The organism is Corallococcus caeni, from assembly GCF_036245865.1.
In the GTDB taxonomy this organism is placed as follows: domain Bacteria; phylum Myxococcota; class Myxococcia; order Myxococcales; family Myxococcaceae; genus Corallococcus; species Corallococcus caeni.
Map to the genome: position 1 here is coordinate 558,311 of NZ_BTTW01000002.1, position 21,906 is coordinate 580,216.

Consider the following 21,906-nt stretch of genomic DNA (forward strand, 5'->3'; position numbering starts at 1 on the left):
AGGGGCCGGGCCTCTTTTTCGCTCAATGTTTCCCAGGAGGTTCCATGCAGGGAAGGTCCACGAAGCGGCAGAAGGAAATGGCGCGCCAGCAGAAGCAGCGCGAGAAGGACGCCAAGAAGGCCGAGCGCAAGACCGAGAAGGATCAGCGTCCGGCGCGCGGGCCGGGCGAAGAGGATCCCGACATCGCCGGTATCATCCCGGGCCCGCAGCCGCTGCCCGACGCGTTCAACACCTGAGTCTGATGAAGCAACACCGCCCCGGCCCATGAGGGCACCGGGGCGGCGGTGGGCGAGGGGCCGGTGGGCCCCTTTTTCATGTCCGCACGCGCGCTTCCGCGTGGGCTAGCCCAGGCCGTATCTCAACCGCTCCTTGTCCTCCGCGCGGTTGTACGCGGTGGCCGCGGCGATGACGTGGCACACCCAGCCGAGGATGCCGCCCGTGCCCAGCCAGAAGCCGGGCGTGACGATGAGCCAGAAGACCCCGCGCAGGATGTCACCGTTGTAGATCTGCCCCACGCCGGGGATGAAGAACGACAGCAGCGCAGCAAGACCGGGACGCGACATGAGATTCGTTCCTCCTTGTCCCTTCCTACGGTCCCGGAGGAGGCCCATTGCATCGCCCGCCGGACACCGCCTGCCTGCCGGGCGGGCCTCCCCGCGGACGGGGTGCAACGCCCTGCCGTCCCCGCTAGCATGACGCATGTTCCTCCGGCCCTGGCGTCACGGCCCTGAAGGGACGGGGGGAGTCATCATCCAAGGTCGTTCCCAGGCCCGTGTGGCGGCGTTCCCGGTCCGGGGCCTCGTGGAGGTCCTCGCGCTGACGGCGGTGTACCTGCTGGCGGCGCGGGTGGCGCTGTCGCTGTCCGCGGAGAAGAGCCACATCTGTCCCGTCTGGTTGCCGTCGGGCGTGGCCCTGGGCGGGCTGCTGCTCCTGGGCGTGTCGCGCTGGCCCGCGGTGGCGCTGGGCGCGGGCGTGGTGGCGTACGCCATGGGCGTGACCCCGGGCGTGGGGCTGTCCGTCGTGCTGGGCTCCACGCTGGAGGCGGTGCTGGCGGCGCTGCTGTTCCGGCGGATGGAGGGCGCGCGGGAGCTGCACCGCGTGCGCGACGTCGTGGGGCTGGGCGGGGGCGCGGGGCTGGGGGCGCTCGTGGGCGCGGGGCTGGGCACGCTGGGGCTGGTGCAGGCCGAGGTGGTGCCCGCGGCGCTGTGGGGCCCCTCCGGCTGGCTGTGGTGGATGGCGGACCTGCTGGGCATGGTGCTGGTGACGCCGGTGCTGTTCCTGCGCAGGCCGCGGCGCGCGGAGCGGTCGTGGGAGGCGCTGCTGCTGCTGTCGCTGACGGCGGCGGTGTGCGTGGGCGTCTTCGCCTTCCCCCGGCCGGGCTCCGGGGCGGCGCACGCGCTGACGTTCCTGCTCTTTCCGCTGACGGCGTGGGCGGCCCTGGGCTTCGGGCTGCGGGGCGGGGCGCTGTCGTCGCTCACCGTCGCGCTGGCGGCCATCGCCGGCACCGCGCGGGAGCTGGGGCCGTTCTTCATGGCGGACCTGCCGCACCGGGGGCTGGTGGTGCTGCAGCTCTTCATCGGCATCACCGCGCTGACGGGCCTGCTGCTCGCGGCGGCCCGCGCGGAGCGCCGCCAGGCGGTGGAGCTGCTGGAGCTCCTGGCCACCACCGTGCGCGCGGTGCACGAAGGCGTGCTCATCTGCGAGGTGCGCGAGCCGGGCGTGCTCAACACCGTGTTCGCCAACGAGGCCCTCTGCGCGCTGGTGGGCCGGCGGCGCGAGGAGCTGGTGGGCACGGCGCCCGGGGAGCTGCTGGCGTCCGGCGACGGCGGGGACCGGCAGCGGCTCTTGGAGGCGCTGCGCGAGGAGCGCTCGCTGCGCGCGGAGGTGGCGCTGACGCGGCCGGACGGCACGCGCGTGTGGAGCGAGATGCAGCTGTCCCCGGTGCGCGCCAACGGCGAGGCCGTGACGCACTTCGTGGCCACCCACCGCGACGTCACCGCGACGAAGGAGCTGCAGGCGCGGCTGGTGGCCGCCGAGCGCGTGGCCGCCGTGGGCACGCTGGCCGCGGGCGTGGGCCATGAAATCAACAACCCGCTGGCCTACCTGTTGATCAACCTGGACGCCGCCCAGCACGACCTGGCCGCGCAAGGGACGGCGGCCCCGGAGGGTGTGCGCGACGCGCTCGCCTGCGTGCGCGAGGCCCAGGAGGGCGCGGAGCGCATCCGACTCATCGTGAGGGACCTCCAGGTGTTCAGCCGCGAGGGCGCGCCGGAGCGCGGGCTGGTGGACCTGAACGCGCTGGTGCCCCCCGCGGTGCGCGTGGTGCTGCACGCCCTGCGCACGCGCGCGCGGCTGGTGGAGGACTTCGGGCCCGTGCCCCGCGTGCTGGGCAGCGAGGCGCGGCTGGGGCAGGTGCTGCTCAACCTGCTGGTGAACGCCCTGCAGGCCATCCCGGAGGGGGACCCCGGCCGCCACGAGGTGCGCGTGCGCACCAGCACGGACGCGTCCGGCCACGCGCGCGTGGAGGTGGAGGACACGGGCGGCGGCATCCCGCCGGATGTGCTGCCGCGCATCTTCGACCCGTTCTTCACCACCAAGGGCAGCGCCGAGGGCACCGGCCTGGGGCTGGCCATCTGCCAGCAGATCGTCCGCACGCACGGCGGCGAGCTGCGCGTGCACAGCGTGCCGGGGCAGGGCGCCACCTTCACGCTGCTCCTGCCGCCCGCGCCCGTGCAGAGCGCGGGCAGCCCCCAGGCCCCGTCGCCGCGCGGCGCGGGGGCTTCAAGGCGGGCCGCGGCGGCCTCCGGGCGCAGGGGGCGGGTGCTCATCGTGGACGACGAGCCCCGGCTGGCGCAGTCCATGCGCCTGTTGCTGGAGCCTGACCACGACGTCGTCGCCGTCACGCGCGGCGAGGACGCGCTGGCGAGGGTGGCCGGGGGCGAGTCCTTCGACGTGGTGCTGTGCGACCTGCAGATGCCGGAGATGGACGGCATCGCGGTGTACCGGCGGCTCCAGCAGGAGGCGCCCGCGCTGGTGTCGCGGGTGGTGTTCATCTCCGGCGGAGCGTCGTCGCCGGAGGCGCGCGCGTTCATGGAGACCGTGGCCAATCCGGTGCTGGAGAAGCCGGTGCGCCCGGACGTGCTGCTGGCCACCGTGGAGGCGGTGCTGGAGGCCGGCCCCCCTGAGTCGCGGCAAGCCGCGGCCCTGGAGGTGGTGGCGCGCGGCGCGGTGGGCGGCACGCGCCGCGGCTAGCCGCGCCTCAGACGCGCAGCCACTTGCGGGCAGTGGGGCCGAAGAAGCGCACCACGCTGCCCACCAGGAAGAAGCGCACCGAGCGGCCGATGACGGACGCCAGCAGGAAGCGCTCCAGCGGCACCGACACCAGGCCGCTGCCAATGGCGACGATCTTGAACGGCGTGGGCAGGATGGAGCACAGGAGCGCCAGCACCCAGAAGTTCCTGCCCAACAGCTCACCCACCGTGCCGGACACGCCAAAGCGGTCCACGCGCACGTCCAGGTCGATGTGCAGCAGTTGCGTGATGCCCTCGCCCACGCCCGCCCCCAGCGCGTAGCCGATGAGGCCGCCCACCAGGCTCGCCAGGGTGCCCAGCAGGCAGTAGCGCACCCACTTCTTCGGCTGGGCGAGCACCATGGGCACCAGCACCGCGAAGGGCGGGATGGGGAAGACGGACCCGTCCACCACCGACACCGCCATCATCGTGGCGAGCGCGTGCGGGGTGGAGGACGCGGCCTCCACGCGCAGGTACAGCCGGCGGTACCAGGACAGCTTCGGGGCGTCAGCGGCCGGGGAGGCCGGGGCGGGAGGCGAGGAGGGCTCTGTGGGAGACATGCGGGGGCGCACCCTAGCGGAACCGGGGGCCCTTGCCACCGGGACGCCGGGCCCGGATGCCTGCCTGATTGGAATGCGCCCCCTGCCCCTGGGTCTTACACACGGGGAAGGTGACCATGTCCGCACAAGAAACCGTGGAACGCGCCATGGGCGCGCTGAAGGTGTTTCCCCTGCCGTCGGCGGTCCTGTTTCCGCACACCGTGATTCCCCTGCACATCTTCGAGCCGCGCTACCGGGCGCTGGTGAAGGACGCGCTCGCCACGGACCGGGTGCTGGCGCTGGGCCAGCTGGAGCCCGGCTGGGAGGGCAACTACGGGGGCCGCCCGCCGCTGCAGCCCCTGATGTGCGCGGGCGTCATCGTCTGGGACGAGCAGGTGGAGGACGGGCGCTACAACATCCTCCTGCAGGGCGTCAGCCGGGTGCGGCTGGTGGAGGAGCTGGCGCCGGGCACGCTCTACCGCCAGGTGCGCGCCCAGGTGCTGCCGGATGCCCCCTACACGGGGCCGGAGGAGGAGCAGCTGCGCCAGGCCGTCTTCGAGCTGGCCGGCCGGGTGCCCCCCTCGTTCGCGGAGAGCCTGCTGCCGGTGGCCGCGCGCACCGGGGGCGGCATGCTGGCGGACGTGGTGGCGTCCGCGCTGGTGCCGGAGCCCGGGCGGCGGCAGGAGTTGCTGGAGGAGCTGGACGTCCGGCGCCGCCTGGAGGCGGTGCTGGGGGACGTGAGCGACCTCCTGGGCCAGCTGCAGCCCATGCGCCCCAGCGGACCGCTGAACTAGCGGCGCGGGCCTCCAGGGCCCCGCGGAACTGAACGGCCGGGGCGGGGGGCCGCATCCTCCGCTTGCCCTGGCCCCCCCATGCGCGCATTGCTCGGGGCCTCACGCCTCTTGAGGGAGAGCGACGCACCATGCGGCTCGTGAAGATTGGCATCGCCAGCGTCAACACCACCGTGGGCGCCTTCCCGGCGAACACCGACCGCGTGCTGGACCTGGCGAGGAAGATGGCGGCGGAGGACGTCACGCTGGGCGTCTTCCCTGAACAGGTCATCGCGGGCTACCCCGCCGAGGACCTGGTCCAGTGGCAGGGCTTCATCGACCGCCAGTGGCCGGAGCTGGAGCGCTTCGCGAGGGAGACCGCGGCGCTGCCCCTGGTGAGCATCCTGGGCGTGGGCGTGGCCCTCCAGGGCGTGCGCCTCAACTGCGCGGCGGTGGTGGCGGGCGGCAAGGTGCTGGGCCTGGTCCCGAAGGAGAAGCTGCCCACGTACAACGTCTTCTACGAGGGCCGCACGTTCGGCCACGGCCAGCCCGGCATGGCGGAGGAGCACCGGGGCGTGCCGCTGGGCGACTACCTGTTCCAGTTCGACTTCGGCACGGTGGCGCCGGAGGTGTGCGAGGACATCTGGAGCGCGGACGGCCCCATGCGCCGGCGCGCGTACTCCGGCGGCGAGCTGGTGGTGAACCTGTCCGCGTCCCCCTTCCGGCTGGGCTTCTGGGAGACGCGCCGCGAGCTCATCGCCACGCGCGCGTCCGACCACCAGGTGACCATCGCCTACGCGAACGCGGTGGGCAGCAACGACGGCCTCATCTTCGACGGCGGCGGCTTCATCAACCAGAACGGCCGCCACGTGCTGGAGACGCCGCGCTTCCAGCAGGGCTTCACCACCGCCGTGGTGGACCTGGACCGCACGCTGCGCCTGCGCACGGAGAACACCACCTGGCGCGTGGACCAGGAGTCGTGGGTGTCCGCGGGCGGCAGGAAGGTGCCCACCCTGGACTGCACCCGGGCGGTGAAGACGCGGCGCGAGCAGCTGCCCTATCCCGTGCCCGCGCACCGCAGCTTCTTCCTGCCCGCGCCGGACACCCGCCGCACCGCGCGCGTGGCGCTGTGCGAGGACATCCTGGACGCGCTGTCCCTGGGCGTGGGCGACTACTTCGAGAAGACGCGCGCCTTCAAGCTGTTCGGCATCGCGCTGTCGGGCGGGCGGGACTCGCTGCTCACGCTGCTCATCGCGCACCGGTACGCGAAGCGCGCGCGGCCGGACAACCCGGGCTCGCTCATCCAGGCGTTCTACATGCCCAGCCCCTACTCCAGCCAGCAGACGCGCGACGCGGCGGAGACCATCGCGCGCGAATTGGGCGTGCCCTTCCAGGTGGTCTCCATCGAGGAGGCCTTCGAGCGGGAGAAGGCCGCCGCCCAGCAGATGCTGGGCGAGGCGAAGCTCACCCCCATCACCGAGCAGAACATCCAGGCCCGCATCCGCGCGCAGCGCATGTGGAACTGGAGCAACTCCTGCGGCGGCCTGTTCCTGCAGACGGGCAACATGAGCGAGAAGTCCGTGGGCTACACCACCATCGGCGGCGACCTGATGGGCGCGCTCGCGGTCATCGCCAACGTGCCCAAGACGGTGGTGATGTACCTCTTGGACTACCTCCAGGAGACCACCGGCTACGAAGGCATCCGCAAGGTGCTGGCCAAGCCCGCCGGGCCGGAGCTGGCGCATGATCAGGTGGGCGAGGAGGAGCTGATGCCCTTCCCCATCCTGGACGCGTGCTTCTACTTGCACGCGGGCGAGAAGCTCACCCCGGTGGAGATGCGCACCGCGCTCACCGCGATGTTCCCGGAGGTGGACGCGCAGCGGCTGGGCGGCTACGTGGACCGCTTCGTGCGCCTGTTCCAGCAGTCCATCTACAAGTGGGTGCAGGCGCCGCTGTCCCTGCACATCGGCAACCTGGACCTGGACCGCGAACGCGCGCTGCAATTGCCTGTCGTCACCGGCTCGGCGTGGCTGCGCGACGCGTGACGAATGTCTTTCAACGTCTGTATTTGACGCTGGGCAGGGGGGCGTCCGGGCCCTCCGCCCCCGTGAAGTGGCTCTGAAGCCACGCCTCCTCCCCTGGAGGGGGGACGGGCAGGTCAGCTGTCTTTGACCTTCCGCGCAAGGCTTGCCGGACGTCCCTCGCACGACAACCTTCATGTCAGTCAGTCGACGATGGAGGGTTGGATGAAAGCAAAGATTCTGGCGGGCGCCATCGCGGCGCTCATGTATGGGACGGGCGCAGGTGCGGCGGAGAAGGATTGCCCTCCAGGGCAGACCGCGGTCCCCAAGGACAAGTCGGCGCAGTCTTCCCAGGGCAACGTTCAGGAGGAGGACCTCACCATCGAGGAAGCGCCGGTGGATGAATCGCTTCAAGGCACGGGCGGCAGCGGCCAGTCCGGGTCGTCGATGGAGGGCTCCTCGAAGAACCTGGGCACCAGCGACCAGGGCCTGAGCAGCCCCAGCGCGAGTGGCACGGGCGGCAGCGGCGCGGTGTACCTGAACATGCCGCTGCGGTGCGAGCCGGTGAACAACCAGTCCGGTACGGGCGGCAGCGGCGCCAGTGGCATCACGCCGCAGACCGAGCCGACTCCTCCGCCTCCCGCGGTCGAGCCCCCCGCGCCTCCGCCTCCGCCTCCGTCCGGCTCCAGCAGCGGCGGCATGAGCCAGCAGGACAGCTCACTGTCTGGCCATGAGGCCACGGGCGGCAGCGGCATGAGCACGCCTCCTCCGAGCTACACGCCCACGGCGTCGGCCAATGAGGTCCAGCCGCTGGAGGTGGAGAAGAAGAACAAGAACAAGAACAAGGGTCTGACGCTCCTCATCGGTGGCGGTGTGGAAGGCTACACCGGCGCCCTGGCTCCGCAGCTCGCCCCCGGCCCCTCCGCGGCCGTGACGGCGTCGCTCAAGCCGACGTCCGTCCTGGGCGTCGAGGTCGGCTACTCCGGTGCCTTGAACAACATCAAGGACGCGGGCGCCGCGGGTGCGGACAGCGGCCCGGACCTGGTGCGCAACGGTGGTCAGGCGGCCCTGACGCTCGCCATCGCGCCGACGGCGGTGCAGCCGTACCTGCTGGGCGGCATCGGCATCAGCAACTACCACTTCCGTGGCGGTGAGGCGCTCGGCTACAGCGACGACACCGTGGGCAACGTGCCGGCGGGCGTGGGCGTGCGCGGCCACTTCGGCCACTTCACGGCGGACCTGCGTGGCTACTACAACTTCCTGTTCGACAAGCAGTTCGCTCCGGACATCGATCCGGGCGGCAGCGACCCGTCGGGCGGCGGCAGCTACACCACCACGCTGAACGTGGGTGGCACGTTCTGACCTGAAGTTTCAGTCACGGCCTCCATGGCAGGAGCGGGCGGCGGGGTCTCCGGAATCATCCGGAGCCCCGCCGTCACTTTTTTATTCCGGCGCGGGGGCCGGGCTTTCAAGGAGGCAGGAGGCTTCGCCCGGCGTTAGAGTGCGCATTTTTCCATGGCGGATTCCCGCCGAGGAGCCTGCATGAGCTTGAAGACGGAAGACGTGAAGGTCGGGACCGGCACGGAAGCGGTCGCGGGCAAGCGGGTGACGGTCCACTACGTGGGCACGCTCACCGACGGCAAGAAGTTCGACAGCAGCCGGGACCGCGGGCAGGGCTTCACCTTCTCGCTGGGCGCGGGCCAGGTCATCCAGGGCTGGGACCAGGGCGTCGCGGGCATGAAGGTGGGCGGCGTCCGCAAGCTCACCATCCCGCCGGAGCTGGGGTACGGCTCGCGCGGCGCGGCCGGTGTGATTCCCCCCAACGCCACCCTCCTTTTCGAGGTGGAACTGTTGGACGTTCGTTAGGAGGTCATCATGGCGACGCTCGAGATCACGAAGGACAACTTCAAGGAGACGGTGGGCAAGGGCGGCATCGTCATCCTGGACTGGTGGGCGACCTGGTGCGGGCCCTGCAAGGCGTTCGAGCCCGTGTACAAGACCTCATCGGAGACCCATCAGGACATCGTCTTCGGGAAGATCGACGTCGACGCGCAGCCGGAGCTGGCGGGGGCCTTCGAGGTCCGCGCCATGCCCACGCTGATGGTGTTCCGTGACGGCATCCTCCTGTTCGACCAGCCGGGCGCGCTGCCCAAGGCGGCGCTGGAGGACCTCATCCGGCAGGTCCGCGCGCTGAACATGGACGACGTGCGGCGCGAGGTCGAAGCGCAGCGCGCCTCCAAGGAAGCGCCCAAGGCCTGACGTCCCGCCGGGGCCTTCCTTCCACAAGGGGAAGGCCCTACGGCGCGGCGACGGGCAGGGGGCTCAGTCCTGGGTCCAGAACGGCGACAGCTGGAGGTCCACGCGCTCGAAGGGTTCGACGCGCACCTGCTCCTCGCCGACGAAGCTCTTCATCAACACCCAGCGCTCGCCTTCCTGGCGGAACACCTCCACCACGCGGTGCACGGGGTTGATGACCCAGGCGTTGCGGATGCCCGCGCGGGCGTAGCGCGGCAGCTTGGCGGCCAGGTCCAGCTTCGCGGTGGCGGGGGTCAGCACCTCGCAGATCCAATCCGGCACGCGGTCGATGAACGCGCCGTCGGGCAGCGTCGGCGGCCGTCCCCCCACCCAGCCCGCCATGTCCGGCACGAGCACGTCCTGGCCCAGCAGCAGCCGGGGCTCGGCGGTCCACCACCAGCCCTCCGGCGCGCGGCCCAGCAGCGGCGTCAGGCCCTGCTTGCGCGCGATGGGCGGCGACGAGACGTAGAGGACGCCATCGAGCGCCTCGCCCACCAGGTAGTGGGGCAATGTCTGCACTTCCTCGTAAGGGGCGAGCATCCTGCGGGTCGCTGCGTTGCGCATGCGGTGGGCCTCCGAGTCCGAGAGAGACCGTCACCGTAGCGGGCAGCTTCCACCGCGGCATTGGACCGCCAGGGCGGCCCACCTTGTCCTGGTGGACGCACGCCCTTCCCGCGGGTCGTGTGGGGCTTGCGATTCACGCTCCAGCACGAACTGGATGGAGCGGAAGCGCGCCTGCGGCAGCGGTCATCCGGTTTCAGATGCAATGAACTTGCATTGACTGGAGGGCGTCCGGGGAGTGTCGTGCAGGGGGAGGTCGTCACCTCGATTCCACGCAGGAGGTCTTCTCCTGGGGCTCCGGCGTGTCGAAGATGGGGCGCTTTTTGTCCCGCAGGCCCCGAGGTGCCGTGAAATGAGAGGGTCGTCCTTCTTGTCGCGAGTCCTGGTGTTGACGGTGCTGGTGCTCCCCGCGTTGGCGCAGGCGGGCTCGTACCTCCGGGTGGTGAGCTGGAACCTCCGCCACGAGGGCTGGGCCGCGGAGCAGTCGTACCTGGATGACGCGAAGCAGCTGTGGAACCAGTTCGGCGCGAACAGCACGTCCAACAACGGCTGTGACCTGGTGTTCCTCCAGGAGGTGATGGACGCGGCGGCGGCGACGGCCATCGCGCAGAACCTGACGCAGGTGTCCGGGGTGACGTGGACGGCGGTGGTGACGCCGCTCATCGGCCGGTCGTCCTACAAGGAGTCCTACGCGGTGCTGTACCGGACGGACACGGTGTCGCTACTGTCCTCCACGGTGTGGACGGACACGGGGGACCTGTTCGAGCGCGAGCCGCAGGTGGTGAAGGTGCGCCACGTGCCCACGGGCGCGGACTACACCTTCCTCAACTGGCACGCGGTGTGGGGCACGGCGACGGACCGCACGCTGGAGGCGCAGGCCATCGACGGGGTGTTCGCGTCCGTGCAGGCCGCGAGCGGCGCGGACCAGGACGTCATCCTCCTGGGCGACCACAACATGGCCTGCACCCACGCGTCCTGGAGCCAGCTGAAGGCCGTGTCGCCCGCGGTGACGTGCAAGCTGGACGTGGCCACCACGCTGAACACGTCCGGCGGCTACGCCAACGCCTATGATCACTTCTGGATGCAGGACAGCTACGTGACGGAGTTCTCCAGCACGGGTCGGGACTACATCGCGAACACGGTGGACTACGTCACCCGGCTGTCGGACCACGCGCCGGTGTGGCTGTCCCTGTACTCCACCAGCGACACGGACTGACGACGCATGCGCTTGAAGCGGGTCCTGTGTGGGACGATGGTGGTGCTGCTGCTCGGCGTGGGCGCGTGGATGCTGTTGCGTTCGGAGCCCGTGGCCTTGCCGCCCCCGCGTCCCGTCGTGCTCACGCGCGTCGAGGACGCCGGTGTGCCGGACGTGGTTCCTCCGCTGGAGACAGTGGAGGCACCGGACGCGGGCCTGTGGCTGACGGCGACGCTGGAGGGGGCGCATCCCTTCGCGGGCGAGGCGCGCGTGGGCGCGGCGTTCGTCGTCGAGGGGGACGAGGGGTGGTGGGAGGAGGAGAAGCGGCAGAAGGCGCTCAACATCGTGGGACCCTCGAGCCTGGAGGACCTGGCCAACGTGCGCGAATGGATGAAGGCACCCGTCAGCGCCTCTTCGCGGGGCGGTGTGGTGGGGCCCGTCGCGGTGCCCCCCGCGCCGCGCTACCAGGTGGTCGCGTTCGAACCGGACGGGACCTTCTGGTGGGCGGACTTCGTGCCGGGCACGGCACTGCCGACGACGGGCACGCTGGACGCGGGCGTGCTGCGCGCGAACCGGCCCACGGGCGTGAGCATCCGGCTGGACGGTGCGCGGAACACGCAAGGGACATTCTCCGTGCGCATCGAGCGCGACGTGGATCCCCATGACGCCGAGCGGGCCAGTGCCCTGCAGCCGGTGCTGGCGCTCGTGAACCCGGACCTGGGATGGGCGCTCGTGAATGGGACGCCGGTGCCGCTGCGCTCGGACGCGGACACACGGCTGGCGCCGCTGCCTCCGGATCGAGCGGTGCGGCTGTGGTTGCGCGCGCCCTCGGGACGCGAGGGCGGTCCGGTCGAGGTGCCCCTGCGTGAGGGCACCGTGAACCCGGTGACGCTGGACGTGGCGCGGCTGTTCCCTGAAGGCATGAGCCGCTCGGTCACCCTGCGTGGACGGGTGTTGCTGGGGAACACGCCCCGGCCCGCCGGGCGGATGGTGGGCTGGGTGGGCGGAGAGGAGCCGGTGGACGCGGACGGACGCTTCACGATTCCCAACGTGCCGGCCTGGCGCGCGACGCGCTTCAACGTCTGGCTGGGGATGGAGGAGGACGGTCGTCCCGAGGCGCCTTCGATGTGGGACTTCGACTTCACGCCCACGGAAGGGATGCCGGACACGGTGGACGTGGAGTGGCGCGTGCCGGTGTACCGGTGGCTGGTGGTGCGGATGGATGGCTTCACGCGGGCGCAGTTGAAGGAGCGCTCGGAGCGGCCCTATCCGGTGTACCTGCTGGAGCGCCGCGACGCGCAGGGCCTGTGGAGCGCGGTGCCCTCGCAGAAGTTCGTCCCGGAGGAGGACGGCGTCGCGGTGTCCCTGCTGGAGACCGGCACCTACCGTGTCCAGGTCGCGTCAACGCCGTACGCGTCAAGGCCGAGCAGCGTGGCGCAGGTGGGCGCGGACGACACGACCGTGGACGTGCGGCTGTCGCCCGCGCCGTCCGTCGATTCCTCCTGTGAGGTTCACGTCACCCATCAGGGACGCCCCGTGGCGGGAGCCCTGGTGATGGTGGGCGGGCAGTACCGTTCGATGCCTCCCGTGCGCGGGGAGACAGACAGCGCGGGGCGCTGGCGGATGGGGACCGTGACCTCCGACGCGCTGCCGATGTTCGTGCAGGGCGTAGGGAACGAATGGGAAGGCGACGGCGCGGAGGCCTGCCGCACCTCGGGCATCGTCGAGGTACGGCTGTAGGCTTCGTCAGGCGGCCGAGGCCCTTAGAAGCTCGTCGGGGACGCTGGCCAGCTCGGCGTTCTCCTCGGCCACTTCCTCCGCGGTGCGGGCCTGGACGGTGAGGGCCTGCACCCACAGCTCCAGGATGTCCATCAGCGCGCTGCGCGTCTCGCCCTGGAGCGGGGACAGCAGCTTCGCCATGCGCTCCTGCACCTGCGCGTTGAGCTCGTCCGTCAGTGCATGGCCCGCTTCGGTGAGGCGCACGCGCACGCGCCGCCGGTCATGCCGCACGGAGCGCTCGCGGCGCACGAGGCCGCCCGCTTCCAGGCGGTCCACCAGCCGGCTCAGGCGCGGCATGGCGAGTCCTCCCAGGCGCATGGCCAGCACGCCCACGGGCAGCAGGCTCTCCGCGCGCAGCCACCAGAGCGCCTGGAGTTCCATCGGCTCCCAGTGGGGATGGGACAGGGCGGCCAGCGGGCTCGCCAGCGAGCCGCAGCGGGCCGCGTCCACGAGGAGGTTCCGCCACCGCGCCACCTGCACGCGCACATCCACCGAGAGTTCCGTCATGCACCCCTCCGTGCCGTGGACTCGCTCCCGCGTCCGGCTCCGCGGGCATCGCTCCCGGCATCCCGCGGGCTCCAAGGTCCCGCCAAGGACACAACGGGAATACGTGACGGACATATCGCTCCGGTTTCTGACCGGATTTCCGCGGGCCCTGCTGGGAGGGCGTCTACTCTCCGCTCGCCGCCTTGCGCTTCGCGGTCCTCGCCTTGGCGTGCGCCTTGTCGAAGCCTTCGTAGAAGCGCACGGCCTGCTCACCCACCATCTGGATGTGCTGGTTGTTGAGGTACGCGGTGATGGGCGCCGCGACCAGCGGCATCGCGCGGCCCAGCGTCGTCATGCCGCCCTTCGCGAGCAGCAGCGCCGCCAGCTTCCCCAGCACCTTCGGGCCGGAGCGGTGCAGCGGCCCCAGCCCGTTGGCGTAGCCGAACAGGTCCAGCAGCTCCCCCCGCGCGCGCTCCGTCTTGAGGTTCGCCTTGTAGAGCGTGGCCACGTCCGTGAGCAGGACGATCTGCAGGTACGCCATGAACGTCAGGTCCGCCGGCAGCGAGATGAGCCCGAACACGCCGCTCACGCCGCCCACCATGCTCGCGAGGCTCTTCTTCTCATCCACCAGCCGCTGCGCCAGCTCCTTGGTCGTCGCGGACGGGTAGCGCTTCTCCAGCGCCGCCACGCGCACGCGCGCCCGGCCAATCTCCCCCTGGATGAGGTCCGACAGCCGCAGCGCCCCCAGCTTCTTCAGCTCCGCGGGGGTCAGCTTCTTCATGAAGCCCAGCCGCTCCGTCACGCCGTCGTAGAAGGCCATGTCCTCCTCCTTTGGGCCGCGATGCGCGCGGCCGGTCGTCTCTAGTAACCCCGTTCCGCCAGGTACAGGTCCACGAGCGCGCCCTCTTCGTACCAGGCGTGTCGCATCTCCGACTTGAACCACCGCGAGTCCGGACGCGCCGAGCGCACCTCCAGCTTCACCCGGTTGGGCCCCGTGTCGATGACCGCCGCGCGCGCCTTGCACGCCGCGCCGGGCTCCTCGCCGAAGCCGCCCTCCAGGCACACCTCGTCCCCCACCGCCAGGCGCCGGCTGTACTCCTGGGCCAGGTAGAGGGCGTCGTCACAGCTGCCGCGCACGGAGGCCTTCCCCAGCGCCGCGCAGCGGTCCTGCGCGGGCGCCCGGATGACCGGCACGTTGGAGACGAACGCGTCCTCCTCGTTGGGGTCGCGCTGATACGGGCCCACCTGCTTGCACCCCGCCACCGCCACCAGGGCCACCAGGCCCGGCCACGTCCACCTCATCGCGTCATCGCCTCCGGGACGCGCGTCGCCGCGCCCCCGCGCCTGCAAGGAAAGGCGGGAAGCATGGCAGACAGGGCAGGGGGCGGCAAAAGGTGCCGCCAGGGGCCCTACAGCGTCCCTACGCGATACGGCGCGCGGGCCCGGGGATTTCCTCGGTGACGCCAGGGACCGCCCGGTTCTTGCCGTCCACGAAGACGACCGTGGGCTTCCAGTTCGCGACCTCCGCCTCCTCGACCTCCGCGAAGGTGGCCAGGATGACCAGGTCGCCCGGCTGGTTCAGGTGCGCGGCGGCGCCGTTGATGCAGATGACGCCGCTGCCGGACTCGCCCTCCAGGGCGTACGTCTCCAGACGGGTGCCGCGCGTGACGTTCCACACCGCGACCTTCTCGAAGGGGAGGATGTCCGCCGCCTTCAGCAGGTCTTTGTCGATGGTCACCGAACCCTCGTAGTCGAGGTCGGCCTGGGTCACCGTCGCGCGGTGGATCTTGGACTTGAAGAGGATGCGGCGCATGGGGGGCCCTCGGGAAGCGGCGCAACCGTAACGGCTCCCCTGCCCGGGGACAACATCCCCGGTGTCCCACGCACCGCCCGCCTCCCTGCATGCCCTGCCTACTTCGTGAAATTCACCAGCTGGCTCAGGTTCAGGGGCACGGACTGCGCGTCCGACGTCAGGTTGCCCGTCAGGCTCACCTGCGCGTTGCCGCCCGAGCGCAGCGCCATGGCCGCGGACGCGGCGCTCGCGAAGTTGATGGTGAGCGGCAGCGTCACCTGCTTGGTCCCGCTGCCGTCCAGCATGCCCAGGTTGCCCGTGGACAGGTTGCCCACGTTGGCGCCCGCCACCTTGAGCGCCCCGGTGATGCCCGCCACGGGCAGGGGGAAGGCGTTGCGGTTGGTGATGGCCAGGGGGAACTCCACCGTGGCCCCGCTGATGGTGATGTTCGTGATGCGCGGCGCCTGGAACTGCACCTGGGGAATCTTGGGGACGGGGAACGTGCCCTCCTTCTCCAGGGGGAACTTCAGCACGCCCAGCGGCGTCTGGATGCCCAGCGAGCCCTGCGCCTTGAAGGCCGCCACGTCCTTGTTGAGGAACGTGGTCACCACCGGCGCGATGTCCGCGAACTTCACGTTGGCGGGGAAGACAATCTGGCTCTTGCTGTTGGACTTGAGGTTCAGGCCCTCTCTCGGCTTGCCGGCCACCAGCTGCTTGCCCTCCACGAAGAAGGCGTAGTCCACCGACGCCAGCTTCAGGCCCAGGCTGTTGGGGTTGTCCAGCTCATAGACCAGGTCCACCGTGGCGTCGGACAGGGATGCGCTCGACAGCCGGGCCGTCTTGAACTTCAGCGTGGGCTTCTTGAAGGCGCCGTTGAGCAGGCTCTGCAGCGCGGCGCAGCCGGAGAGCGTGGTGAGCGACAGGGCGAAGAGGACCAGGAACGCGCGTTTCTGTTTCTTCATGGGCATGGGCGTAGCAGAGGACGCCCCGCGTTCGCGCGGATTCAATCGCCGCGCGTGTCGGGGCTGTGACGGGTGCACCTTCGGCACGCCAATGGTATGCGCCAGGGGGACTCCCCCGTGCTGGAGGTTGGCCCCTCGTGACAGGTGGTATCTTGTCTCACCCCCTTGCGCTGGCGGTGCTGGCGGCGCTGTCACTCACGGGCTGCTCGAAGTCCTCGGGCGCCGAGCCTGACTCCGCCGGGCCCGGTAGCGCGCGGCAGATGGCCCTGAAGCCGTGCCGGCTGGACGGGGTGGCCGCGCAGACGCTGTGCGGCACGCTGGAGGTCTTCGAGGACCGGGCCGCGGCGAAGGGGCGCAAGATCTCCCTGCGCGTGGTGGTGGTGCCCGCGCTCGCGTCGCAGCCGAAGGAGGATCCGCTGTTCTTCCTCGCGGGCGGCCCCGGGCAGGCGGCGTCCCGCACGCGCATCCTGCCGGCGCTGGAGCGCATCCGGCGCCAGCGCGACATCGTGTTCGTGGATCAGCGCGGCACGGGGGACTCGCACCCGCTGGACTGCGAGGCGATGAACCCGTCGCGCACGTCGCTGGCGGAGCGCTTCGAGGACCGCGAGGACGCGGACGTGATTCCCCAGTGCCGCAAGGGCTGGGACGCGGACGAGCGGCTCTACACCACGTCCATCGCGATGGACGACCTGGACGACGTGCGCGCGGCGCTGGGCTACCGGCAGGTGAACCTGTGGGGCATCTCCTACGGGACGCGCGCGGCGCTGGTGTACATGCGCCAGCACCCGGACCGCGTGCGCACCGCCATCCTGGATGGCGTGGCCCCCATGGGGCAGTACCTGCCGCTGTACGCCGCGCGCGACGGCCAGCGCGCCCTGGACCTGCTGCTGGAGGCGTGCGCGAAGGACAGCGTCTGCGCGAAGGCGTACCCGGACCTGCGCGCCCGCACGGAAGGACTGCTCGCGAGGCTGGAGGCCGCGCCCGCGAAGGTGCACCTGGCGCACCCGCGCACGGGCGTGCCGGAGGACTTCACGCTCACCCGGCGCGTCTTCCTGTCGGAGCTGTTCTCGCTGCTCTACAGCCCGGACGTCGCGTCGCTGGTGCCGCTGATGCTGGACCGCGCCACGAAGGATGACTGGACGTCCTTCGTCGCGCTGTCCCTGGGGCTCACGGATGAAGTGGCCCGCACCACCAGCCGCGGCATGTTCATGGCGGTGGTGTGCGCGGAGGACGCGCCCTTCTTCACGGAGGAGGACGCCGAGCGCGAGGCGAAGGGCACTTGGTTCGGCCCGCGCATGGCGCTGGACGTGAAGCGCGCGTGCTCGAAGTGGCCGCAGGCGAACGTGCCGAAGAGCTTCCGCGAGCCGGTGAAGTCGGACATCCCCACGCTGCTGTTGTCCGGCGAGCTGGACCCCGTGACGCCGCCGCCCTGGGGCGAGGAGGCGAAGCGGACGCTGACGCACAGCCTGCACGTGGTGGTGCCGGGGCTGGGGCACAACACGGTGGGCGCGGACTGCGCGCGCACGCTGATGGCGGAGGTGCTCACGCGCGGCAGCGTGGAGGGCCTGACGCCGGACTGTGGCGCGGGCCTCAAGCGGCCGCCCTTCTTCACCTCCTTCGCTGGCCCCGTGCCGTAGGACTTCACGCGCCCATGATTGAAGCCAGGAACCTGCACAAGCGCTTCGGCTCCGTGACGGCCGTGCACGACGTGTCCTTCACCGCGGAGGACGGCGTCATCACGGGCCTCTTGGGCCCCAACGGCGCGGGCAAGACGACGACGCTGCGAATGCTCTACACGCTGGTGCGCCCGGATGGCGGCACCGCCACCGTGGACGGCGTGGACGTGGCCCAGAAGCCGGAGGTGGCCCGCAGGGCCCTGGGCGTGCTGCCCGACGCGCGCGGCCTCTACCCGCGCCTCACCGCGCGCGAACACGCGCGGTACTTCGGCGAGCTGCACGGGCTGTCCGGCGCGGCGCTGGATGCGCGCGTGGAGGAGCTGGTGGAGCTGCTGGACATGAAGGACATCGCGGACCGGCGCACGGAGGGCTTCAGCCAGGGCGAGCGCGTGAAGGTGGCGCTGGCGCGCGCGTTGGTGCACGGGCCTCGCAACGTGCTGCTGGACGAGCCCACCAACGGCCTGGACGTGATGGCCACGCGGTCCGTGCGCACGCTGTTGCGCAAGCTGAAGGCGCAGGGCTGCTGCGTGGTGTTCTCCAGCCACGTGATGCAGGAGGTGGCCGCGCTGTGTGACCGCATCGTGGTGGTGGCGCGCGGGCGGGTGGTGGCGGACGGGACGGCGGACGCGCTGCGCGCGAGCACCGGCAAGGACAGCCTGGAGGAAGCCTTCGTGAGCGTGATTGGCAGCGAGCAGGGGTTGCGCGAATGAGGGGCCAGGTCGGGACGGTGCTGCGCAAGGAGGTGCTCGACCACCTGCGCGACAAGCGCACGCTGGGCTCCGCGGTGATGTGGCCGCTCTTGGGCCCGCTGGTGTTCCTGGTGATGTTCAACGTGATGGCCTCCTGGTACCGGCAGGACCGGCCGCTGGAGATGCCCGTGGTGGGCCGCGAGCACGCGCCCAGCCTGATGGCCTTCCTGGAGCGCTACGGCGCGAAGCTGTCGGAGGCCCCGAAGGACTACGAGGCGCTGGTGCAGGCCGGCAAGCTGGACGTGGTGCTGGTGGTGCCGGACGACTACGCGCAGGACTTCGCGGACGGACACACCGCCGCGGTGCGGCTGGTGGTGGACAGCTCGCGCAACAAGGCCCGCCAGTCCGTGCAGCGCGCGCAGCGGATGCTGGGCGCGTACTCGCAGCAGACCGGCAGCCAGCGCCTGTTCGCGCGCGGCGTGTCCCCGGAGCTGGCGGTGCCCGTGCGCGTGGACGAGCTGGATTTGTCCACGCCGGAGCGCACCGCGGCCACGGTGCTCACCACCATCCCGCTGTTCCTGGTGATGGCGGCGTTCGCGGGCGGCATGCAGCTGGCCAGCGACACCATGGCCGGCGAGCGCGAGCGCGGCTCGCTGGAGCCCCTCCTGCTCAACCCCGCCCCGCGCGGCGCGGTGGTGGCGGGCAAGTGGCTGGCCACCTGCGCCATGGCGGCCACGGGCGTGCTGTTGTGTCTGGTGGGCTACTTCCTGGTGGTGAAGCGCGTGCCGCTGGAGGACCTGGGCGTGCGCGCCCGCTTCGACACGCCGGCCGCGCTGGGCATGCTGGCCGCGGTGCTGCCGCTGGTGCTGGCCGCGTCCGCCGTGCAGATGTGGGTGTCCACCTATGCACGGTCGTTCAAGGAGGCGCAGACGTACCTGTCGCTCCTGATGGTGCTGCCCACGCTGCCCGGGATGATGCTGGCCCTGTCCCCCATCCAGACGCAGACGTGGATGTTCGCGGTGCCGGTGCTGGGGCAGGAGCTGCTCGCGGGCGAGGTGATGCGCGGCGAGTCGCTGGGGCCCGTGCCCTTCCTGCTCGCGCTCGTGTCCTGCGTGGCGGTGTCGGCGGTGGCGCTGCGCTTCACCACGCGTCTGTTGTCCCAGGAGCGCATCATCTTTGGCAGGAGCTAGCGGGCAGGCGCGCGGGGTCCCGAGTGTCGTCGGGGCGCCGCTTGGCCTGCGTGTTCGCGTGACAGCGCCAGCGAAGTGCCGTCCAATGTTTCGAGATGACGCTCGAGCGTGAACGAGAAGCCTTGCTGCCCTTCGCCCCGGCCTCGGTGGCCTCCACGGAAGGGGAACCGCGGTTCGGCACGTACCAGGGAGAGCTGCCGGAGGTGGACCTGCCCCGGCTGCTGGGGAAGTGGGCCCCGGGGCGCACCACGCGGCTGCTCAAGCGCAAGCGCTGGCACTACACCTTCGTCGCCACGCAGGAGGTGGCGGCCCTCTTCGCGGTGGTGGACCTGGGCTACACGGCCAATGCCTTCGCGGTGGCGGTGGACCTCCAGGAGAAGAGGCCCCTGTGCGACGTGAGCTTCCTGGGCGTGCCCGGGCCGCTCGCGGAGGTGAGCGACAAGCCGGGCGCGGGGCTCGTGGCGGCCTTCCGCACGCTGGGCGGGCGCATGTCCGTGAAGCGCGGCGAGTCCGACGAGCGCTACCAGGTGGAGGTGGACGTCAGCCGCATGCGCACGCAGTCGCTCCAGTCGTTCCAGTGGAACGGCGAGCTCCTGGTGGCGGGCGGCCCGCCGGCCCTCACCGTCATCGCGCCGGTGGAGGGCGACGGCCTGGTCAACGTCACCCAGAAGCGCAGCGGCCTCCTGGCCTTCGGCAGCCTGGAGGCGGGCGGCCGGCGCTTCCGGCTGGACGGCGGCGTGGGCGGCATGGACTACACGCAGGGCTACCTGGCGCGGCACACCGCCTGGCGCTGGGCCTTCGCGGCCGGACGGCTGGCGGACGGCACGCCCGTGGGACTCAACCTGGTGGAGGGCTTCAACGAGGGCGCCACCCAGGCCAACGAGAACGCCGTCTGGCTGGGCGACCGGCTCTATCCGGTAGGCCGCGCGCGCTTCGAGTACGACGCGAAGGAGCTGCTGGACCCGTGGCGCCTGACGACGGAGGACGGCGCCGTGGACCTGCGCTTCAAGCCCATCTACGTGCACCGCGAGGAGCGCAACCTGCGCCTCGTCGTGAGCCACTTCGCCCAGCCCGTGGGCTTCTTCGAGGGCACCCTGCGCGTGGGCGGCCAGGAGCTGAAGCTGTCCAACGTCCCCGGCGTCACCGAGGACCAGGACATGCTCTGGTAGGTGCGGTTCTCCTGGACGGCCTGATTCGCGGGGAGGTCCAGGGTTGTCTGTGACCCGGTGCTTTGCCAGTGTGAGCGCACTTCACCTGGAGAGCACCGCATGTCCGTCCGAGGAACTGGCGTCGCGTTGGGCTGTGTCGTGGGTCTGGTCACCAGCGCGTGTGGTTCCGACCCTGCGCCCGCGCAGCAGCGGGAGATTGGCACGGGGCTGGCGCTGGAGGGTGACGCCGTGCGCGTCGTCTACGGCAATGGGCCGGGCACGGCGGTGGAGGGGAATGATCCGCGCCTGGCCGCCGCGGGGCAGGGCATCCGCAACGGGACGGAGCCGCAGGACGCGTCGTTCGCGGTGGCGGGCACGGGGCAGGTGCGCGGTCGGCTGACGGCGAACGCGGAGGTGTTCCAGGACGTGAGCGCGTCCGCGAAGGACACGGTGCCGCTGTTGCGCGTGCGGAACACCGTGTCCGGAACCAACGAGCCCACGTGGGACAACTACCGGGTCTTCACGGTGGACTCCGCGGGCGGGCTGCTCGCGCGCGGTGAGCAGGGGGTTGGCAACATCCCCATGACGGGCGCCGGGGACCGGATGATGTGGCACCCGTTCAAGGCGGCCTTCCGCGTGGGCCACGCCGACACGGAGTGGGACGAGGCAAACATCGGCTTCGTGTCCGTGGCGGGCGGCAGCAAGACGCTGGCCAGCGCGTACGGCTCCGTCGCGTTCGGCGACCAGTGCACGGCGTCCGCCACGGTCGCGGTGTGCATGGGCTCCAGCAACAAGGCCACCGGGACCGCGTCCTTCGCCGTCGGCGCCTCCACCACCGCGAGCGGCTTCTCCTCCGTGGCGGCGGGCTACACCAACGTGGCCTCGGGGCAGGGGGCGGTGGCGCTGGGGTACCGCACCAACGCGGACGCGGACTACTCGACGGCGCTGGGGCAGCGCGCGGGCTCCGGTGGCTTCAGCGGGTCCTTCATCTGGGCGGACCAGTCCACCACCTCCGGCGTGGTGACGAACACGGCGAGCAACCAGTTCATGGCGCGCGCGTCCGGTGGGTTCCGCTTCCGCACGAGCAGCAACCTCACCACCGGCTGCGACCTGCCGGCGGGCTCGGGCGCGTTCAGCTGCACGTCGGACCGGACCACGAAGGAGGACTTCCGCCGCGTGGACGCGGAGGCCGTGCTGGCGAAGGTGGCCGCGATGCCGGTGGAGAGCTGGCGCTACAAGGCGGAGGCGGACGGCGTGCGCCACGTGGGCCCGGTGGCGCAGGACTTCCGCGCGGCGTTCGGCCTGGGCACGGATGACAAGAGCATCGGCCTGCTGGACATCGACGGCGTGAACATGGTGGCCATCCAGGCGCTGGCGCGGCGCACGGAGGAGCTGAACGCGAAGAGCGCGGAGGTGGACGCGCTCAAGGCGCAGATGGCGGAGCTCCAGCGCAGCCTGTCGCGTCTGGAGGCGGCCGTGCACGCGAAGGGTTCGAAACCCTGAGCGCCGGGGA

The 21,906-nt window shown here is 71.2% G+C and carries 22 protein-coding genes; 14 read left to right on the forward strand and 8 right to left on the reverse strand.

Annotated features, from left to right (window positions below; translation table 11 throughout):
* Window positions 1-44: 44 nt before the first annotated feature.
* On the forward strand, window positions 45-236 hold the full coding sequence (locus AABA78_RS10375; protein WP_120529980.1) for a hypothetical protein: 192 nt from the start codon (window positions 45-47) through the stop codon (window positions 234-236).
* Window positions 237-341: 105 nt separating this feature from the next.
* On the opposite strand, the gene AABA78_RS10380 is transcribed toward AABA78_RS10375, so the two are convergent.
* On the reverse strand, window positions 342-563 hold the full coding sequence (locus AABA78_RS10380; RefSeq protein ID WP_171417372.1) for a hypothetical protein: 222 nt from the start codon (window positions 561-563) through the stop codon (window positions 342-344).
* Window positions 564-774: 211 nt separating this feature from the next.
* Between AABA78_RS10380 and AABA78_RS10385 the strand changes: the two genes are divergently transcribed.
* Window positions 775-3,252 carry an ATP-binding protein gene (locus AABA78_RS10385; RefSeq protein WP_338262811.1) on the forward strand — a complete coding sequence of 826 codons (2,478 nt, stop codon included), beginning with the start codon at window positions 775-777 and terminating at the stop codon, window positions 3,250-3,252.
* 7 nt (window positions 3,253-3,259) lie between these two features.
* Here the strand turns inward: AABA78_RS10385 and AABA78_RS10390 are convergent, their stop codons facing one another.
* A complete protein-coding gene (locus tag AABA78_RS10390; RefSeq protein ID WP_338262812.1) occupies window positions 3,260-3,850 on the reverse strand; it encodes a YqaA family protein in 591 nt (196 codons plus the stop codon).
* 116 nt (window positions 3,851-3,966) lie between these two features.
* On the opposite strand from AABA78_RS10390, the gene AABA78_RS10395 reads away from it, so the two are divergent.
* The 5 genes from AABA78_RS10395 (at window position 3,967) to trxA (ending at window position 8,879) form a co-directional block, all read left to right on the forward strand.
* Window positions 3,967-4,623 carry an LON peptidase substrate-binding domain-containing protein gene (locus tag AABA78_RS10395; protein ID WP_338262813.1) on the forward strand — a complete coding sequence of 219 codons (657 nt, stop codon included), beginning with the start codon at window positions 3,967-3,969 and terminating at the stop codon, window positions 4,621-4,623.
* Window positions 4,624-4,751: 128 nt separating this feature from the next.
* Window positions 4,752-6,644: an NAD(+) synthase gene (nadE, locus tag AABA78_RS10400; RefSeq protein ID WP_338262814.1), complete on the forward strand. Its 1,893-nt coding sequence runs from the start codon at window positions 4,752-4,754 to the stop codon at window positions 6,642-6,644.
* A 201-nt stretch (window positions 6,645-6,845) separates the two neighbouring features.
* Complete coding sequence (locus tag AABA78_RS10405; protein ID WP_338262815.1) at window positions 6,846-7,982, forward strand: hypothetical protein; 1,137 nt, start codon at window positions 6,846-6,848, stop codon at window positions 7,980-7,982.
* A gap of 180 nt (window positions 7,983-8,162) precedes the next feature.
* Window positions 8,163-8,486 carry an FKBP-type peptidyl-prolyl cis-trans isomerase gene (locus AABA78_RS10410; RefSeq protein WP_120527497.1) on the forward strand — a complete coding sequence of 108 codons (324 nt, stop codon included), beginning with the start codon at window positions 8,163-8,165 and terminating at the stop codon, window positions 8,484-8,486.
* 9 nt (window positions 8,487-8,495) lie between these two features.
* Window positions 8,496-8,879, forward strand: a complete 384-nt coding sequence (trxA, locus tag AABA78_RS10415; protein ID WP_171416048.1) for a thioredoxin — start codon at window positions 8,496-8,498, stop codon at window positions 8,877-8,879.
* Between the two features lie 63 nt (window positions 8,880-8,942).
* On the opposite strand, the gene AABA78_RS10420 is transcribed toward trxA, so the two are convergent.
* Window positions 8,943-9,479, reverse strand: a complete 537-nt coding sequence (locus tag AABA78_RS10420) for a Uma2 family endonuclease (RefSeq protein ID WP_338262816.1) — start codon at window positions 9,477-9,479, stop codon at window positions 8,943-8,945.
* A gap of 367 nt (window positions 9,480-9,846) precedes the next feature.
* Here AABA78_RS10420 and AABA78_RS10425 point away from each other — a divergent pair, with 367 nt between their 5' ends.
* Both AABA78_RS10425 and AABA78_RS10430 read left to right on the forward strand, forming a co-directional pair.
* The gene (locus tag AABA78_RS10425; protein WP_338262817.1) at window positions 9,847-10,692 is read left to right on the forward strand and encodes an endonuclease/exonuclease/phosphatase family protein; all 846 of its coding nucleotides are present in this window, start codon (window positions 9,847-9,849) and stop codon (window positions 10,690-10,692) included.
* Between the two features lie 6 nt (window positions 10,693-10,698).
* The gene (locus AABA78_RS10430) at window positions 10,699-12,411 is read left to right on the forward strand and encodes a carboxypeptidase regulatory-like domain-containing protein (RefSeq protein ID WP_338262818.1); all 1,713 of its coding nucleotides are present in this window, start codon (window positions 10,699-10,701) and stop codon (window positions 12,409-12,411) included.
* A 6-nt stretch (window positions 12,412-12,417) separates the two neighbouring features.
* On the opposite strand, the gene AABA78_RS10435 is transcribed toward AABA78_RS10430, so the two are convergent.
* The 5 genes from AABA78_RS10435 to AABA78_RS10455 all read right to left on the reverse strand — a co-directional run bounded on the left by AABA78_RS10435 (window position 12,418) and on the right by AABA78_RS10455 (window position 15,690).
* Window positions 12,418-12,957, reverse strand: coding sequence for a MarR family transcriptional regulator (locus tag AABA78_RS10435; protein ID WP_171416040.1), 540 nt, complete (start codon window positions 12,955-12,957; stop codon window positions 12,418-12,420).
* A 163-nt stretch (window positions 12,958-13,120) separates the two neighbouring features.
* The gene (locus AABA78_RS10440) at window positions 13,121-13,756 is read right to left on the reverse strand and encodes an EcsC family protein (protein WP_171416038.1); all 636 of its coding nucleotides are present in this window, start codon (window positions 13,754-13,756) and stop codon (window positions 13,121-13,123) included.
* A gap of 41 nt (window positions 13,757-13,797) precedes the next feature.
* The gene (locus AABA78_RS10445; RefSeq protein WP_338262819.1) at window positions 13,798-14,238 is read right to left on the reverse strand and encodes a hypothetical protein; all 441 of its coding nucleotides are present in this window, start codon (window positions 14,236-14,238) and stop codon (window positions 13,798-13,800) included.
* Window positions 14,239-14,356: 118 nt separating this feature from the next.
* Window positions 14,357-14,749, reverse strand: coding sequence for an aspartate 1-decarboxylase (panD, locus tag AABA78_RS10450; protein WP_120527400.1), 393 nt, complete (start codon window positions 14,747-14,749; stop codon window positions 14,357-14,359).
* 98 nt (window positions 14,750-14,847) lie between these two features.
* The gene (locus tag AABA78_RS10455; RefSeq protein ID WP_338262820.1) at window positions 14,848-15,690 is read right to left on the reverse strand and encodes an LEA/WHy family protein; all 843 of its coding nucleotides are present in this window, start codon (window positions 15,688-15,690) and stop codon (window positions 14,848-14,850) included.
* Window positions 15,691-15,827: 137 nt separating this feature from the next.
* On the opposite strand from AABA78_RS10455, the gene AABA78_RS10460 reads away from it, so the two are divergent.
* The 5 genes from AABA78_RS10460 to AABA78_RS10480 all read left to right on the forward strand — a co-directional run bounded on the left by AABA78_RS10460 (window position 15,828) and on the right by AABA78_RS10480 (window position 21,896).
* Window positions 15,828-17,327: an alpha/beta hydrolase gene (locus AABA78_RS10460; RefSeq protein WP_338262821.1), complete on the forward strand. Its 1,500-nt coding sequence runs from the start codon at window positions 15,828-15,830 to the stop codon at window positions 17,325-17,327.
* A gap of 14 nt (window positions 17,328-17,341) precedes the next feature.
* A complete protein-coding gene (locus AABA78_RS10465; RefSeq protein WP_120527397.1) occupies window positions 17,342-18,076 on the forward strand; it encodes an ABC transporter ATP-binding protein in 735 nt (244 codons plus the stop codon).
* Window positions 18,073-19,245: an ABC transporter permease gene (locus AABA78_RS10470; RefSeq protein WP_338262822.1), complete on the forward strand. Its 1,173-nt coding sequence runs from the start codon at window positions 18,073-18,075 to the stop codon at window positions 19,243-19,245. Before AABA78_RS10465 ends, AABA78_RS10470 begins: the two co-directional genes overlap by 4 nt.
* Before the next feature lie 95 nt (window positions 19,246-19,340).
* Window positions 19,341-20,414 carry a DUF2804 domain-containing protein gene (locus AABA78_RS10475; protein ID WP_338262824.1) on the forward strand — a complete coding sequence of 358 codons (1,074 nt, stop codon included), beginning with the start codon at window positions 19,341-19,343 and terminating at the stop codon, window positions 20,412-20,414.
* A gap of 99 nt (window positions 20,415-20,513) precedes the next feature.
* Window positions 20,514-21,896: a tail fiber domain-containing protein gene (locus tag AABA78_RS10480; RefSeq protein WP_338262825.1), complete on the forward strand. Its 1,383-nt coding sequence runs from the start codon at window positions 20,514-20,516 to the stop codon at window positions 21,894-21,896.
* Window positions 21,897-21,906 lie beyond the last annotated feature (10 nt).